This is a genomic window from Maribacter sp. X9 (genome assembly GCF_048537565.1).
Classification (GTDB): Bacteria; Bacteroidota; Bacteroidia; order Flavobacteriales; family Flavobacteriaceae; genus Maribacter.
Genome location: NZ_CP183215.1, coordinates 487,787 through 503,144, shown reverse-complemented (window position 1 = coordinate 503,144; position 15,358 = coordinate 487,787). Strand labels below are relative to the sequence as shown.

General features: G+C 36.6%; 13 protein-coding genes. 6 read left to right on the top strand and 7 right to left on the bottom strand.

The genetic code is table 11. From position 1 onward, the window contains the following. The 3 genes from ACNR9Q_RS02095 to ACNR9Q_RS02085 all read right to left on the bottom strand — a co-directional run bounded on the left by ACNR9Q_RS02095 (position 1) and on the right by ACNR9Q_RS02085 (position 3,951). Positions 1–408, bottom strand: coding sequence for a response regulator (locus tag ACNR9Q_RS02095; RefSeq protein ID WP_419212933.1), 408 nt, complete (start codon positions 406–408; stop codon positions 1–3). A gap of 170 nt (positions 409–578) precedes the next feature. Further along, positions 579–983, bottom strand: a complete 405-nt coding sequence (locus tag ACNR9Q_RS02090; protein ID WP_419212932.1) for a response regulator — start codon at positions 981–983, stop codon at positions 579–581. A gap of 10 nt (positions 984–993) precedes the next feature. After that, positions 994–3,951, bottom strand: coding sequence for a PAS domain S-box protein (locus ACNR9Q_RS02085; RefSeq protein ID WP_419212931.1), 2,958 nt, complete (start codon positions 3,949–3,951; stop codon positions 994–996). Positions 3,952–4,095: 144 nt separating this feature from the next. On the opposite strand from ACNR9Q_RS02085, the gene ACNR9Q_RS02080 reads away from it, so the two are divergent. Together ACNR9Q_RS02080 and ACNR9Q_RS02075 are read left to right on the top strand one after the other, a co-directional pair. Further along, positions 4,096–4,560, top strand: a complete 465-nt coding sequence (locus ACNR9Q_RS02080) for an ankyrin repeat domain-containing protein (RefSeq protein WP_419212930.1) — start codon at positions 4,096–4,098, stop codon at positions 4,558–4,560. Between the two features lie 6 nt (positions 4,561–4,566). Further along, the gene (locus ACNR9Q_RS02075) at positions 4,567–5,352 is read left to right on the top strand and encodes an amidohydrolase (RefSeq protein ID WP_419212929.1); all 786 of its coding nucleotides are present in this window, start codon (positions 4,567–4,569) and stop codon (positions 5,350–5,352) included. Here ACNR9Q_RS02075 and ACNR9Q_RS02070 read toward each other — a convergent pair. Beyond that, entirely contained in the window at positions 5,336–6,952 is a 1,617-nt protein-coding gene (locus ACNR9Q_RS02070) for an Ig-like domain-containing protein (protein ID WP_419212928.1), read from the bottom strand. The genes ACNR9Q_RS02075 and ACNR9Q_RS02070 overlap by 17 nt on opposite strands. 45 nt (positions 6,953–6,997) lie before the next feature. Continuing rightward, positions 6,998–7,705: a ComF family protein gene (locus ACNR9Q_RS02065; protein ID WP_419212927.1), complete on the bottom strand. Its 708-nt coding sequence runs from the start codon at positions 7,703–7,705 to the stop codon at positions 6,998–7,000. 42 nt (positions 7,706–7,747) lie between these two features. Here ACNR9Q_RS02065 and ACNR9Q_RS02060 point away from each other — a divergent pair, with 42 nt between their 5' ends. Beyond that, a complete protein-coding gene (locus tag ACNR9Q_RS02060; protein WP_419212926.1) occupies positions 7,748–8,647 on the top strand; it encodes a hypothetical protein in 900 nt (299 codons plus the stop codon). Between the two features lie 36 nt (positions 8,648–8,683). Beyond that, a complete protein-coding gene (locus ACNR9Q_RS02055; protein WP_419212925.1) occupies positions 8,684–10,228 on the top strand; it encodes a glycine--tRNA ligase in 1,545 nt (514 codons plus the stop codon). A gap of 1 nt (position 10,229) precedes the next feature. Here the strand turns inward: ACNR9Q_RS02055 and ACNR9Q_RS02050 are convergent, their stop codons facing one another. After that, positions 10,230–12,317 (bottom strand): TonB-dependent receptor family protein, encoded by a 2,088-nt coding sequence (locus tag ACNR9Q_RS02050; protein ID WP_419212924.1) that lies wholly within the window; start codon positions 12,315–12,317, stop codon positions 10,230–10,232. Between the two features lie 27 nt (positions 12,318–12,344). After that, positions 12,345–12,869, bottom strand: a complete 525-nt coding sequence (locus ACNR9Q_RS02045) for a hypothetical protein (RefSeq protein WP_419212923.1) — start codon at positions 12,867–12,869, stop codon at positions 12,345–12,347. A gap of 124 nt (positions 12,870–12,993) precedes the next feature. On the opposite strand from ACNR9Q_RS02045, the gene ACNR9Q_RS02040 reads away from it, so the two are divergent. Together ACNR9Q_RS02040 and ACNR9Q_RS02035 are read left to right on the top strand one after the other, a co-directional pair. Next, positions 12,994–13,755 (top strand): exodeoxyribonuclease III, encoded by a 762-nt coding sequence (locus ACNR9Q_RS02040; RefSeq protein ID WP_419212922.1) that lies wholly within the window; start codon positions 12,994–12,996, stop codon positions 13,753–13,755. After that, positions 13,755–15,326, top strand: a complete 1,572-nt coding sequence (locus ACNR9Q_RS02035) for an FG-GAP repeat domain-containing protein (protein ID WP_419212921.1) — start codon at positions 13,755–13,757, stop codon at positions 15,324–15,326. Before ACNR9Q_RS02040 ends, ACNR9Q_RS02035 begins: the two co-directional genes overlap by 1 nt. Positions 15,327–15,358 lie beyond the last annotated feature (32 nt).

Sequence of the window (15,358 nt, the reverse complement as noted above, 5' to 3'; positions counted from 1 at the left end):
TTATGAAGTTTCTTGCGAAGCAATTATTTTAAGAAGTGCATTTTCCGTCAGCGGCTTAACAATATAATCTTTTACAAGTCTATATTTTTTCGCCTTTTCGATCAATTTTGGGCTTATGAAAGAGCTGGTGATATAGATTTGTATATGGTTGATTTTATCCTCGGGTAATTGTTCAAATTCTTCTAAAAAAGACCATCCGTCTCTTTTTGGCATATTTAAATCAAGAAAAATAATGGTTGGTAATGTTATGTTCTCTACAAGCAGACCTATTAAGCCATCAAGGGCTTCTTGACCACCGGTATAATATAGAACGTTATCACAAAAATCGACTTGCTTTAATTTTTTTTTGCCACTTATAGCAAAGAATTCATCATCATCAATAATACAGCAACTAGAAAATATACTCATGCGTAAGACATTCGTTCAGCTCGACCTAAATTTCGGTTTACTCTAAAACAACATAAAAATTGTAGGAGACAATATAGATAAATATATACTTTTTAAACAGACTAATTTGATTTACGTAACGAATAATTCTGAGGAATTTCATTTTTTTGAAATCAATTTGGTCGTGAAATTTAAACTCCTATGGCACCGAGTACAGTTTCTAGATCAGCGGTGGTAATTGGCTTCAATATATAGTTATTTACTTGCTTATAATTTTTTACACGCTCTAAATCCCTTGGGTCAACGGAAGAGCTTATAATATAAATAATGGTTTTTTTCAAATTGTTATTGGGTACAATAAGAAATTCATCTAAAAACTCCCAGCCGTTCATAATTGGCATATTGAGATCCAAGAAAATAACTTCTGGCATTAGTTCTTTCGCCTCACTAATTTGCGTTAGGCCTTCCAGAGCTTCTTGTCCATTATTAAAAACCAAGATATTCTCACTAAAATCAACCTCCTTCATAATTCTCTTAGTACCATAGATGAATATGGGATCATCATCTATAAGACAACATGTTCTTACTTTACTCATAATTAATAATTTATCCTTTTTTTAATTCAATGAACACTGTGGTTCCTTCATTTACTGTACTTTCGATCTTTATGGAACCTTCCATAGCCTCGATTTGATTCTTTGTGATGAACAACCCTATTCCTTTTGCATCTTTATGCTTATGGAAAGTCTTGTACATTCCAAAGATTTTATTACCATGCCTCTTCAAATCTATTCCTTGACCATTGTCACTGAATTGCAAAAGAATGGTTTTCTCTTTTGAAACTGATTTTATATCAATTACGGGACTGCGCTCGGCTTTGCGATATTTTATTGCATTTGTGAGAATATTTAAGAAGATACTCTCTAAATAGGCCGGAACGGCATTTACAAAATGTAATTTAGAAACTCCTATATTTAATTGGGCACCTTGCTCCTCTAACACTCCGCCTATACTTTTTTGTATATTAAGAATAGTGTTCAATACACTAACACTTTTAAGATTTTGAAGGGCACCTGTCTTTACCTGTACGACATCATTAAGGTGCGAAATGGTTTCTGAAAGACTTTGGACCGCATTGGTAATCATGGTATTAATGTTCTTTCGTTCTTTTTCATCCTTTTCTTTTACTAGAAAGTTGGCCAGCATGGTCAAATTCGTAGAATGGGAACGTAAGTTGTGTGAAACGATATGTGCAAAATTCAATAAACTATCATTTTGACTTTTTGTGACCGCTACCAACGTTTTCAACTTCTTTTCGGCTTCTATTCGTTCTGTAATATCTAAAAATTGGGTAATGGTGTGGGTGGGTTTCCCGTACAGGTCCTTGACAGATGTAACCCCTAAAATACCATGAACTAAATGACCGTCTTTATGAAAATATCTTTGCTCTATTTGGTAGGTTTCTTTTTTACCATCGAATGTGCTTAGATGTAGCGAATGACTTTTTTCCAAATCATCTGGGTGGGTAAGGTCCGTAGTTTTTATTTGCAATAATTCCTCTTCAGAATATCCTAAACTACGGGATAGACTTTTGTTTACTTTTAACCACCTATAATCTGTTCCTACCAGTGCCATGCCCATAGCAGTATTGTCAAAGGTCTCGGTAAATATTTCAATATTGCGCTCTAGCTTAAGCTCTGTTCTACGTAATTCGGTAATGTCAAGAATCGCTCCAATAATTTTTTCTACTTCACCTTCCTTATTAACCTGTGCTTCACCAAATGCGGCCAAATGTAGTTGTCGGCCATTTGGTTTAATACCTCTAAAATTTATATTGAAAGGAGATTTGTTCAGTATTGTAAGTTCCAGTGCTTTTTTTACATCATCAATGTCCAAGGGGTGAATGCGTTGTAACCATTCATCAAGAACAGTGATCGAAGTTTTCGGTAGGTCATAAATAGAGTACATGTTGTCATTGCACTCTACTCTGTTGTCTTTTAGATGATAATCCCAAATACCGATTTTAGCTACCCGAGTAGCCACGTTTAATCGTTCAGCAGATTCGCGAAATTTAATTTCTGCTTCTTTTTTATCGGTTATGTCAAGAATTTGCTTTATTATATAGATTGGATTTCTATCTAAATCCTTTACCACGGTAGAGGTCAATATGACGTATACAAAGTTGCCATTTTTATGTATGAACCTTTTCTCCAATTGATAACTTTCATGCTTCTGATGCAGAATTTTATTTAAGGATTCCAAGTCTTTGGGTAAATCTTTTTTATGGGTCAGTTCTTGAAAAGTGAGCTTTTCCAATTCTTTCGAACTATACCCAAGACTTTTGGACAGACTTTTATTGACTTTTATAAATTTACCATCCAGATCTACCATAGCCATTCCAACAATAGAATGATCAAAAGTCTTGACAAAAGAAGATTTATTTCGTTCTAATTTGATTTGGGTTCTCTTTAGCTCGGTAATATCCCAGTTGGCGCCTATTAGCTTCGTTGTTTTGCCGCTGCTATTTTTAATGGTTTTTGCAATGGCCCTTATATGTTTTACCTGTCCGTTTGGCCAGAGCACCCGAAATTCGGTATCAAAATGCTTTTCTCCAGAGATGGCCTTTTGCATTTCAGTATTGCGCTTTTTCTGATCTCCGGGGTGTATGCAGCTCTTCCAAGCATCATAAACACCAGAGAAGTTTTTTTTATGAATACCGTATAAGGCGTACATATTAGAATCCCATAGAACTTGGTTGTTCTCAACATCATATTCCCAAATGCCAATTTTAGCGGTGCGTTTCGCTAGTTTTAGCCTTTCTGAAATTCTTTTATATTCGAAATCTGCTTTTTTTCTTTTGTCAATGTCCTGAAGAGTGCCAAAAAGACGCCTAACCTTTTTATTGAAAATTTCAACCTCACCTTGAGCCCTTACCCAAACTTCATTGCCTTTGGCAGTAACAATTATCGCTTCAGTATCCCATGGTTTACCTTTTTCAATTGCCAAGCTGACCAGTTCAGTTATTTTTTCACGATGAGGGCCTTTTTTGAAAAAATTGATTCCCTCCTCTAAATCAGGAGCGAAATCATCTTCAACTTCATGTATATCTCTAGTGGTTTTGGTCCAGTATACTTTATTTTTTGAAAGGTCGACTTCCCAACTCCCGATTTTTGCTACTGATTCTGCCTTATGAAGAAGCTCCAACTCTCTTTTTTCTTCTGTAATATCCTCTAAGAAAATTATTAATCCGGTTAAAACACTTTCACTATTTTTCCAAGGGGAAATTTTCCATTTCAACCACTTTGTTTCATCATTAGAAAGGTTGAATTTTTCTCCTTTGTTGATGTTCTCTACTCCCTTGAGACAAGATTCTATCGCCCTTGCAAAAACAACGCAGGTTTTTGGAATGATTTCAAATAGACCCTTGCCAACTAAATTTTTTTGATCGATTGTAAAAGTGGTCGACCATTCGTCAGAATAGCTAATAAAGTTTAACTTAGTATCTACTATTGCAATAGGTGTAGGAGCATTTTTTATAACTAAGTTTATAGAAACTGTTTCCAATTAATCGAGGGTTTTATTTTAAAGGGACCATTTTTGAAGTAAAATAGGAAAAAATAGTCAAAGGTTGATAAATATAATATGAGGTTGTGTTTTTTATATTAAATATGTTCAAATAAGGCATTAATTATAACAATAACTTAAGTTATGAACGAGTTTTTTTTCAAAGAAATTAGAGAGGGTAACTTCAACGAAGTTAAGGCAATGTTGGAAAAAAATCCAGTCCTGATAAATAGTAAAGATTCTCGTGGATCCACGCCGTTAATACTCGCTACTTATTATGATGAAATGGAGATAGCTAATTTATTATTGGATAAAGGAGCGAAAATCGATGCTGTCGATGCTTCTGGCAACACTGCGCTGATGGGTGTTTGTTTCAAAGGATATACAGATATTGCAAAACTTTTAATTGAAAAGGGGGCTCATTTAAATGAGAAAAATGCAATGGGCGCAACCTGCCTTATTTACGCAGCGCAATTTAATAGATTAGAAATTGCAAAACTTCTGATTGCACGAGGAGCTGATAAAACCATAAAGGATAATAGAGGAAGCACTGCATTGGATCATGCTAAAATACAAGGGTTGAGCGCTTTTATAGATCTTTTAGAATAATTACTAATGAATCAAAATAGTCATCGTCTTAAGATAGCTTTGATTCAGACTATGTTACATTGGGAAGATCCGAGCCGTAACAGGTCGATGCTTGGTTCAAAAATGGAACAGGTATCGAAGGACACGGATATTATTATTTTGCCCGAAATGTTCACTACTGGTTTTACGATGAACCCAGAAAACATTAAAGAGCAAGAAAGCGCACTAACAATAGATTGGTTAAAGCAAAAAGCCACCAATACCGGTTGCGCTATTGTTGGTAGCACTGTTTATAAAGATGACGGGGCTTTTTATAACCGACTTTTTTTCGTAAAACCAAATGGGGAATATTTGTCATACGACAAGCGGCATACCTTTACATTAGCGGGAGAACATAAAAAATACCGAACCGGTAAAGAAAGATTAATTGTTGATTATAAAGGGTTTAAATTTTGCCCGCTTATCTGTTATGATTTAAGATTTCCTGTCTATAGTAGAAATACGGTCGACTATGACGTTCTACTTTTTGTGGCCAATTGGCCTACTCCTAGAATTAATGCTTGGGACACACTTTTAAAGGCTCGTGCTATTGAAAATATGGCATATTGTATTGGGGTAAACCGTGTTGGTACTGATAATGAAGGGCATCGGTATCCAGGTCATTCTGCTGTTTATGATGCACTTGGAAATTTGCTTTCCTTTTCGGAAGAAGAAGAAATTTTAGAAGTAGAAATTGACAAAAAACAACTTACGGAGATTAAGAAAAAATTTCAATTCTTAGATGACCGCGACCATTTTAATCTATTAGGTTAAAGGTTTCTATTTTCTCCCAATTGGCGCGAAGTTCAATAAGGGAAGGATAATAGCTGATTCTTTCAGGTTGTATTCTTTTTAGATAATTGCCAGTATCCCATTTACCGTTTTCATTTGAATCAAAAATTACCCTGGCCATATATTTGCCGGGATTTAAATTGTTAAACTCAAAGGGTCGAGGTTCGGTAGCATAAATTTCTCGCTGTAAATCGCCTTTTTCGTTGGTTAGTTGTACGATTAGTGGATATTCGAGATTGGTGCCGTTAAGATTAAGGGTAAGATTTCCATAATCGGCACGGCTTTTTGTTCGCAGATTATAGACCAAGGTATCGTTGGTGTTTTCGAAAAAATCCGTTATTGCCCCTGGCATCAATTCAAGTTTGTAATTCTGGCCAGGTTCTATTTCAAAATCAAAGTTCAATAGGTTTTCTAAAGTATCTAACGTTATGGTAGCATTCACCAGGGTAGAATCTATGTCGGTCAGTTTTATTTTAGTGCTGTCGAAATCGTTTAAAGGTGTATTTACAATTAAATTGATAGGCTTTCCAAATTCTACATTCCCACTTTGGTTTATTGACAATTTTAAAGAATCGAACTCAACTTTGCGAGTTTTAACGTTAAAGGTGTCAGAAACTTTTAATTTCTCATTGGTAATGGCAAAAAGGATAGAGTCCATTTTAAAAGGAGTAAACCAAAAATTTAAAGTATCTTTCTCCCGTTCCTTTGTTACAGTAGTTTTTACAGTATCGGGTAGTGGGGTAAGTGGTTCTATTTTCGAAGTAGCACCATCACCATAATAGCCAAAGCTAATTTTATTACTTGCTACCATACTAGGTACGGCGACACCATAATCTGGAACTTCTTTAAATAAGTTTAGAAGATAGATAGAATCAGTAGGCAGATTTACGGTGTCCTTAATAAATCCGATCTTATCGGTCTTTTGGTCAAATAAATAATTACCAGAAGCATCTTTAATGGCAAAAAGGGCGTACTTACCTTCTTTAAGGTTCCTCAATTTAAATATAACTGCACTGTCTAATGTATTGGTGATGTAATTTGGCGGCTTTTTATAAAGGGTCGAATCGGTGTAAGTACTATCTATTTTATAGAGCATGACACTTATAAAATCATCAGCTTTTTTGTTAAAGGCATCTTTCACCACACCAGATAATTCAAGTGAATCTATATAATTTCCAGTAGAAAAGACATAGGTGAAATAAGGTATCGGATTTTCTTCGTTGTTGTCGACGATTCCTTGTCCAAAATTGAAGGTGTAGGTTGTATTTGGTTCGAGTGTGTCCTTAATGGTGATGTCAACAAATTTATTGGCATTACCCATAGGTGATAGTAGGGGAGGATATTTCAATGGGGGTGATACAATTAACTGTTTTTGGATATCCTTTAATTTTACCAGTTCGTTGAAATAAAGTCTGATTTTTTGTTCACTAAAATTGGTCGTCATATTGGGAGGTTCTGCCCTTTCCAATTTTGGTGGGGTCACATCTTTTGGCCCACCAGTAGGTGTGCCACGTTGTGCGCATTGATAGGAAACCAAGACGATGGTAATTACAAATAAGAAACCAAGAATTTTTCTAATCATAAGGACTATTCTCAATGACAAAGAAACAACATATTTTATATAATACTATGCTTTTGGTACAAAGGCCATACTCGTAATGTACAAACTGATTCCTTCGATTTCTTGAAATGTTCGGGCACAAATCTCCATCGTCGCACCGGTAGTGATCACATCGTCGACCAATAATATATTCTTGTTTTTAAGTATAGCTGTGTTTTTTAGTTCATACAATGAGCGATTGTCATACCATCTTCCCAATCTATTCTTCTTGGTTTGTGTTTTAGTGTTAGCGGTTTTTACTAAGATATCATCGGCGTAGTTACTATCTATATGATGTGCAATTCGCTTGGCAAATAGGTCAACTTGGTTGTAACCGCGCTTTTTTAATTTTTTGCGATGTAATGGAACTGGAATAACGTAATCGATATCTTTTAAATGTCCATGCTCTTTTAAGATTTGTCCATGCCAATCACCTAAAAATTCTCCAATCTTTTCTTGATTCCTGTATTTCAGGAAATGAATCAGGTTTTTTACAATCCCAACATCGGTAAAGAACAAGAACGAATTAGCCTTTTTAATATTAATTCGACCATAAAAAATACGGTCAACGGCATTTTCTTCGTTAAAGGTGTACTCGGTGAGAGGTAATTGATGACGGCAAGCGGTGCATAAAATTACCTCTCCTCTATATAATCGAGCATTACATCCAAAACATGATATGGGCAAGAGAATGTTGGTGACATCATTTAGTATATTTGAAATTCTGTTATGCACAAATCTTACAGATTTAATTAACCTACAAAGGCCCGTTTTTTAATGGATAGTCAAGATAACAAATTCAAGTATAAAATCCTCCTCGCCACATTAGTGGCTGTAATTTTAGGAATACTTATCGCCTTTTATTATAGTTATGCCCAAGCTAGCACCCAAATAAACTTTTTGGAACAGGAAAAGGCCATTTTGATAAAAGACCTTACCATCATGAAAGCCGATGTGGACCGTTTGTCTGCGATGAACGAGATGAATGAAATTGAATTGCAAGATTCTAAATTTAAGGTTCAGGAACTTTTAGATTCGGTCGGAAGGTTAAACTTTACTGTAGATAAGTTAAGGGAATATAAAACAGAACTTCGAAGACTTGAAGCTAAGAACGATAGCTTGGTCTTGAAGAATAATTTTTTACGTTACAATAACATGCTCATCACCGATAAATATGAGGAGTCACGTAAACAAGTCGAAGAGTTAAGGGCAAATAGTAATTCTTTGGCTGAAGCTGAGGCTTTGCAAAGAAGAAAGATTTTGGAATTGAACCAAAAATTAAGAATCAAAAGCTATCTCAAAATGGCGAATGCCGAAGGAAGTGGTTTTAGGATAATTCGAAACACAAAACCAACAAAAACAAATAAAGCGTCCACAATTGAGAAATTAAGAGGATGTGTTACAATTTTAGCTGACGAAAGTGAGCCCAATGCCGAAAAGGTTATTTATTTGCAGTTTTTGGATCCGAACAAACAGATCGTAGAGGATAATGCCAACACCATAACCGTAAATGGCAACATATATAGTAAGCGTGTTGAGTTTGTATTTACAGGACTTGAAACCTATGTGTGTGAATCCATTACGGTTCCAGAAGGGTCTTTGATCGAGGGAAACTACACCTTAAATGTTTTTGAAGATGAGCGTTTGCTTACATCTTCAGAATTTCAATTGAAATAGTTACTCTTTTTTTGCCTAATATTCTATTTTTGCCTTATGGCAAATACAGAAGATGATTTTAAGCGTGTAATTTCTCACGCAAAGGAATACGGTTACGTATTTCAATCCAGTGAAATATATGATGGGCTAAGTGCCGTATATGATTACGGGCAAAACGGTGTTGAACTTAAAAAGAACATTCGTGACTATTGGTGGAAAGCCATGGTGCAGCTCAATGATAATATTGTAGGTTTAGATGCAGCCATCTTTATGCACCCTACGACATGGAAAGCTTCGGGACATATAGACGCCTTCAATGATCCTTTAATAGACAACAAGGACTCTAAAAAAAGATACAGGGCAGATGTTTTGGTAGAAGATTATGTGGCCAAGATAGACGCTAAAATTGAAAAAGAGGTCAATAAGGCCCAAAAGCGTTTTGGTGATGCCTTTAACAAAGAAAAGTTCTTAGAGACCAATCAACGTGTTGTTGAGTACCAAGAGCAAGGTAAAACGATATTGAACCGATTGGGTAAATCTTTGCAAAACGAAGACTTGGCCGATGTTAAGGCATTAATTGAGGAATTGGATATCGCTTGCCCAATGTCTGGGTCCAAAAATTGGACTGATGTTAAGCAATTCAACCTTATGTTCGGCACCAAATTGGGAGCAACGGCAGAAAGTGCAATGGATCTTTTTTTGAGACCCGAAACGGCTCAAGGTATTTTCGTCAACTTTTTGAACGTTCAAAAATCGGGTCGAATGAAAATTCCTTTTGGAATTGCGCAGACCGGTAAGGCATTCAGAAATGAAATTGTCGCAAGACAGTTTATTTTTAGGATGCGTGAATTTGAACAAATGGAAATGCAATTCTTCATACAACCTGGTACACAAAAGGAGTGGTACGAGATTTGGAAAGAGAAGCGTATGAAATGGCATCTTTCGCTAGGTATGGGGGAAGAAAATTATCGCTTTCACGATCATGAAAAATTGGCGCACTATGCCGATGCCGCAGCCGATATCGAATTTCGTTTTCCGTTTGGCTTTAAAGAATTGGAAGGTATCCATTCCCGTACCGATTTTGATTTGGGCAGCCATGAGAAATTTTCAGGTAAGAAATTACAGTATTTTGACCATGAGGTGAACAGAAACTATGTTCCCTATGTGTTGGAAACTTCAATTGGGTTGGACAGAATGTTTTTGGCCGTTTTTTCAAATTCCTTAAGAGAAGAGGAATTGGAAAATAACACGACAAGAACTGTTTTAAAGCTGCCTGCGGTGTTAGCGCCTGTAAAAGCTGCGATTTTGCCCTTGGTAAAAAAGGATGGTCTGCCAGAAGTCGCACAAAGTATCGTTGATGATTTGAAATGGGATTTTAATGTCACCTATGACGAAAAGGATGCTGTAGGTAGACGCTATAGAAGGCAAGACGCCAATGGCACGCCATTTTGTGTTACCGTTGACCATCAAACCTTAGAAGATCAAACGGTGACCATTAGACATCGGGATTCTATGGAACAGGAGCGTGTGGCTATCTCAGCATTGAATGGAATTATTCATGCGGCCGTCGATATGAAGACTTGGTTGAAAAAGATGGAATAGTTTAGAGCGTGTAGCTGAATTTTAAACTACCGTAATAATTTATATTGTTCCCAGGGTAGAAATACCTTGGGGCATTACCCCCAAAACCACTGGCGTTGATTAGAACAGATTGTGCGTATTTGGTATCGGTTACATTATTGATACCAAAATCAACTCCAAAGAGCAACTTTTCAAAAATTTGTTTTCGATACCCTAGTTTTATATTGATCAGATTGAAAGAAGAACTGGTCAATGAATTGGAATCTGTCAAAGGAATCTTATCGACGAATTGATGGGTAAGGTTCGTGTAGAAACCGTTTCCATATTTGGCTTGAAGTCCCGAATTTAATTTGTGTTTCGGAACTCCTGTCAGTGGATTTCCAGAATAATCGGCGTTCGCTTCTTCATCTACAAAATCAACGAACCGATGGTCGGTTAGGGTGTAGCTTATGAACGGAGTAAGTTTGATTTTTTCGGAAAGGTCGAATCGATAGCTCCAGTCCAGATCAAGACCTTGGTGTCTTGTTTTACCCGCATTCCTTCCTATATATTGGTCGTTTCCGACCCTTTTGGCTACCAGTAGATTTTTAATGGGCATCAGGTAAATGGCAATATCCAATTGTAAACGGTTGTCATCGCTTTTATGTTCCATACCAAGTTCATAATTTATACCAGTTTCTTGGATAATATCAGGATTGATGACCCCTTCTGGTGTTAAGGTCTCTTCTAGACTTGGATTGGAAAAACCACGGCTAACGCTGGCATAAAGTCTATTGGAGTTACTGAAGGAATAGCTGACATCTAAACTGGGTAGGGCCAAAGTTTTAAAATTTCTATTTGCACTGGTGTTCACACTTCCAGAATTGAAGAGATTCCTGAAATCATATTGTGTTTTATTAATGTTGATTCCAAATTGCGCTATTAGCTTAGTGGTTATGGGGTAGGATACTGTGGCGAAACTGTTCAACTGATTTCTGAATTCTTTGTTTTTTGACAATCGGTCTCCTTGTAAACTTCCATTGCCATTATTGTTCTCGTACAAATTCTCAAATGTGCCCCAAGCATATTCATCTTTATATAATTCAGCACCTAATGTATAGGAAAGGTTGTTTTCCCAAACCCGAAGGTTACCGCTAAATAAGGTCCTGAAACCAAAACCGTTCGTATACTCATCCAAAATATTAAAAGGCCGGGTTTCATAGTGGTCTAGATAGGTATAGAAAATACTGGTCGTGTTTTTTAATTTAGAATTTGCGGTGTAAGTATGAGATAGTCCAACAAGACTATATTCGTTGTCTTCATAGCCTTTGGCGGCTTTCCACGTAAACGAAGCCTGAGTCGGATCTTCATCAAAATCTGCTTGGTTGATGGAACTAGCAATTTGAGCCGTATAGTCTATATGGTTCACCAAAAGTCCTAATTCACTTTTTGAGGATAGTTTAAAAATAGAATTTAATAGTATTCCATCGCGGTTAAAACTACTATTTTCTCTGTAGCCATCAATTTCCAAGTGGCCGTATTGTAAGGTCATATAAAAATCATCTTGGGTATGCGTGAAACCCAAGCTATTCTTTAAGAGTCCGTAGGACCCTACGGTAGATGTATTGAAGAATTTGGTTGGCGAATTACTGAGTTGTTTTGTGTTGAGAATAATTGCTCCACCCAAATTAGCACCAAACCCTGTACCCTTTGGCCCTTTGATAACCTCAATTGAGGTGAGGTTTTCTAGGTCATAGGCTTCAATAGTTGAAAAACCGGTTCCGTTCGTTACGGGGATGTTATTGTAATACAGTCTAAGTTTATCGGTTCCATAAGGAGTTCTAGAACCCACACCCCTAATGGTAATTCTATTTGTATTTAAGGCGCCAGAAAGTGCATAAACACCTGAAACCTGATTGATAGAACTTATAAAATCTACAGGACTATAATTTTCAAAAATCTTGGCACCTATAATCTTTGAGGAAGTAATGCCAATTTCGTTTTTAGCGGTTAGTGTATCGATTACGATCACTTCATTAAGAACGGTAACACTATCTTTTTGAGTCTTCGTTTGACTGAAGGAACTTATTGTGATTAGAAGGGAACAAAGGAATAAAATAGATTTTTTCATAGGGAAACCAAACCCCAAAAATACCCATTAAAAACGAAAACCTAAGGAAAGGCCGGCTCTAAACATAAAGTCGTTTTGAAAACTCTGTGGATTGATATTTCTTCCAATCCCGCCGTTTAGTTCTATGGTAAAACGCTGGCTACGGGTGGTCCATTTTGATCCAGCACCAAGACCTAGGGCAGTGGTGTCATAGTCATAGTTGCGGCTTCCTGAGTTTTGGGAGACCTCATCGTTTTCACCTGTGTAATAAAGTCCAAAAACCTCAGCAAAAAATCCACTTCTTGGGGCATATCCAAAATAGGCACGTAGATTTGGGCCAATACCAAAATTCCCATTATAATCCGTTGCGTCCCCATTAAAATATAAGGTTCCTCCAAAGCTTATGTCTTCATTCAAATAATATTCATATGCGCCTTCTACTGTAGAAGTTGCTAGAAACTGTCCGATATTGAACTTGAATTCATGATTGTTTAAGGTACTAGGGTAGGCCTGCGCAAATGCATCTATTGAAAAGCCAATAAGAAGTAATACATAAATAAAAATCTTGTTCATGGAAATAGTTTTAATGATTGGCTTGGTACAAATCCTTTTCCAAAACTATGAAATAGGATTTTAATGAATCGAATGAACCTATAATCTATTTCACTTTTCTATTTTTGGTTGAAAGTAGAGGTTTATGAAAATAGTATCCTACAATGTTAATGGTATTAGGGCCGCGTTGAAGAAAGGGTTACTGGAATGGTTGGCCGTTGTCTCGCCAGATGTGGTATGCCTACAGGAAATTAAGGCAAATGAAGACCAACTGGATCTTTCTGTTTTTGAGGAGGCTGGCTACCCTTATAATTACTGGTACAGTGCTCAAAAGAAAGGCTATAGTGGTGTGGCCATACTTTCTAAATCAAAACCGGATGCCGTCGTGTTCGGAACCGGAATCGCTTATATGGACTTTGAAGGACGCAATATAAGGGCAGACTATGGAGACCTCTCGATAATGAGCATGTATCTACCATCTGGTACCAATTTGGCTAGGTTGGACCATAAATTACAGTACATGGCCGATTTTCAGGAATATATCGATGCGCTATGTAAGACCAATCCAAACCTTATTGTTCTGGGCGATTATAATATTTGTCATAAGGCAATTGATATTCATAATCCTGTCGGATTGCAGAATACTTCAGGATTTTTACCTGTGGAGCGGGAATGGATAGGAAGATTCATTGATAGCGGCTTTATCGATAGTTTTAGGGAATTCAATTTAGAACCCGATAATTACACATGGTGGAGTTATAGGGCCAACGCGCGAAATAACAATAAAGGGTGGCGTTTAGATTATGGCATGGTTTCAGAACCCTTAAAAAATAGATTGAAACGTTCCGTTATTTTATCGGAAGCAAAACATAGTGATCATTGTCCTATTTTATTGGAAATTGAGTAGTGGGTAAAGTTGCTGATAACATTATCAAGACAGGGACGTTCTTAACTATTGTTCTATCAATAATCGCGGCACTATTTGGCTTTAAGGGTCCAAATATCATAAACACCGCTTTGTTAGAAGTTCACAAAAGCGAATCTGAAAGGGGTAAGGAACTGGCATCCATATATTGTGTCACCTGTCATTTGCTACCTGACCCTCAATCTTTGGATAAAACCACTTGGAAGAATAGTATTTTGCCCAACATGGGCAGAAGGTTAGGGTTGAAATTAGAGGGTAAGACGTGGCGTAGTGATTTAGATGCTACTGAAGCCGCCATTGTTTCTAAAATGAATATTTATCCAGGTTTTCCCTTGATCTCTAGTGAAGATTGGAAATTGATCTCTGAATATTATGTAGAGAGTGCTCCTAAAAAATTGGAAGGTCAAGATAAAAGTCACCTAGATATCAAACGTAATTTTCCTTTCAAAGCCGAACCTGTTTTTGTAGGTTCATCCATCATGCCTCAGGTTACTTTGTTGGAATATAACGAGAAAGAAGAAAAACTCTTTGTAGGTGATGATTTAAGTCTTTATGCGCTTGATGTTTTTGGTACCTCAGATCAAACATGGACACTTGAAAGTCCAGCTACTGATTTGGTATATCAAGAAAACAATCCTTCTCCACTTCTACTTACCATAGGTACGGTATATCCATCAGACCAAAAACTGGGTAAAATTCTTGGGCTGAATGAAAATGGTCAACGCGTTAAATTTTCTCAACTTAAAAGACCTGTGGATTTTAATTTTCATGATTTGAACGGGGATAGTAGAAAAGACCTTATTCTCAGTCAATTTGGAAATTATAAAGGTAAGTTGTCTTGGTTTGATGATGGCGATGAGACAAAAGAACATATCTTGAGTGAACTTCCGGGTGCCAGAAAAACAGAAGTTTTTGATGTAAATAAGGATGGTAGGCCCGATATAATTGCCTTAATGGCTCAAGCTAGGGAGCAGATAACTTTATTCACGAATCTCGGTGAGAATGGGTTTGAAGAAAAAAAGCTACTGGAGTTTCCTGCGGTGAACGGAACAAACTATTTTGAACTTGCCGATTTTAATAGTGATGGTTTTTTTGACCTACTGGTTACCAATGGTGACAATAGAGATTATTCAAATATTGACAAACCGTACCATGGCGTGCGCATTTATTTGAATAACGGGGAGAATGATTTCAAAGAAGAATTTTTCTTTCCAATGTACGATTGTAGTAAGGCTATGGCGCGAGATTTCGATAATGATGGAGATTTGGATATTATTGCCGCTTCACTTTTTGGAAGTTACCAAGGAGAAAAAAAGACGCATGAAAGTATTGTGTATCTATTGAATAATGGGAATATGACATTTACCGCATCCTATATTCCAGAGGCCATGCACGGAAATTGGTTGACCATGGATGTTGGTGATTTCAATAAAGATAATCTGCTTGATGTCGTTTTAGGGACGTATGTTTTTAATATTCAAGAAATGATGAAAATAATAGGGTTTCATGAGAATGATAAAATTCCGCAAGTTTTATTATTGACTCAATTTTGAATAAGTTCGGTTATTCTAAAAAATATGAGCAC

What these genes read in the sequence shown, in the direction of transcription:
- ACNR9Q_RS02060 (WP_419212926.1), top strand. Translation starts at nt 7,748, where the DNA reads ATGGATAGTCAAGATAACAAATTCAAGTATAAAATCCTCCTCGCCACA.
- ACNR9Q_RS02075 (WP_419212929.1), top strand. Translation starts at nt 4,567, where the DNA reads ATGAATCAAAATAGTCATCGTCTTAAGATAGCTTTGATTCAGACTATG.
- ACNR9Q_RS02095 (WP_419212933.1), bottom strand. Translation starts at nt 408, where the DNA reads ATGAGTATATTTTCTAGTTGCTGTATTATTGATGATGATGAATTCTTT.
- ACNR9Q_RS02050 (WP_419212924.1), bottom strand. Translation starts at nt 12,317, where the DNA reads ATGAAAAAATCTATTTTATTCCTTTGTTCCCTTCTAATCACAATAAGT.
- ACNR9Q_RS02090 (WP_419212932.1), bottom strand. Translation starts at nt 983, where the DNA reads ATGAGTAAAGTAAGAACATGTTGTCTTATAGATGATGATCCCATATTC.
- ACNR9Q_RS02055 (WP_419212925.1), top strand. Translation starts at nt 8,684, where the DNA reads ATGGCAAATACAGAAGATGATTTTAAGCGTGTAATTTCTCACGCAAAG.
- ACNR9Q_RS02070 (WP_419212928.1), bottom strand. Translation starts at nt 6,952, where the DNA reads ATGATTAGAAAAATTCTTGGTTTCTTATTTGTAATTACCATCGTCTTG.
- ACNR9Q_RS02040 (WP_419212922.1), top strand. Translation starts at nt 12,994, where the DNA reads ATGAAAATAGTATCCTACAATGTTAATGGTATTAGGGCCGCGTTGAAG.
- ACNR9Q_RS02045 (WP_419212923.1), bottom strand. Translation starts at nt 12,869, where the DNA reads ATGAACAAGATTTTTATTTATGTATTACTTCTTATTGGCTTTTCAATA.
- ACNR9Q_RS02080 (WP_419212930.1), top strand. Translation starts at nt 4,096, where the DNA reads ATGAACGAGTTTTTTTTCAAAGAAATTAGAGAGGGTAACTTCAACGAA.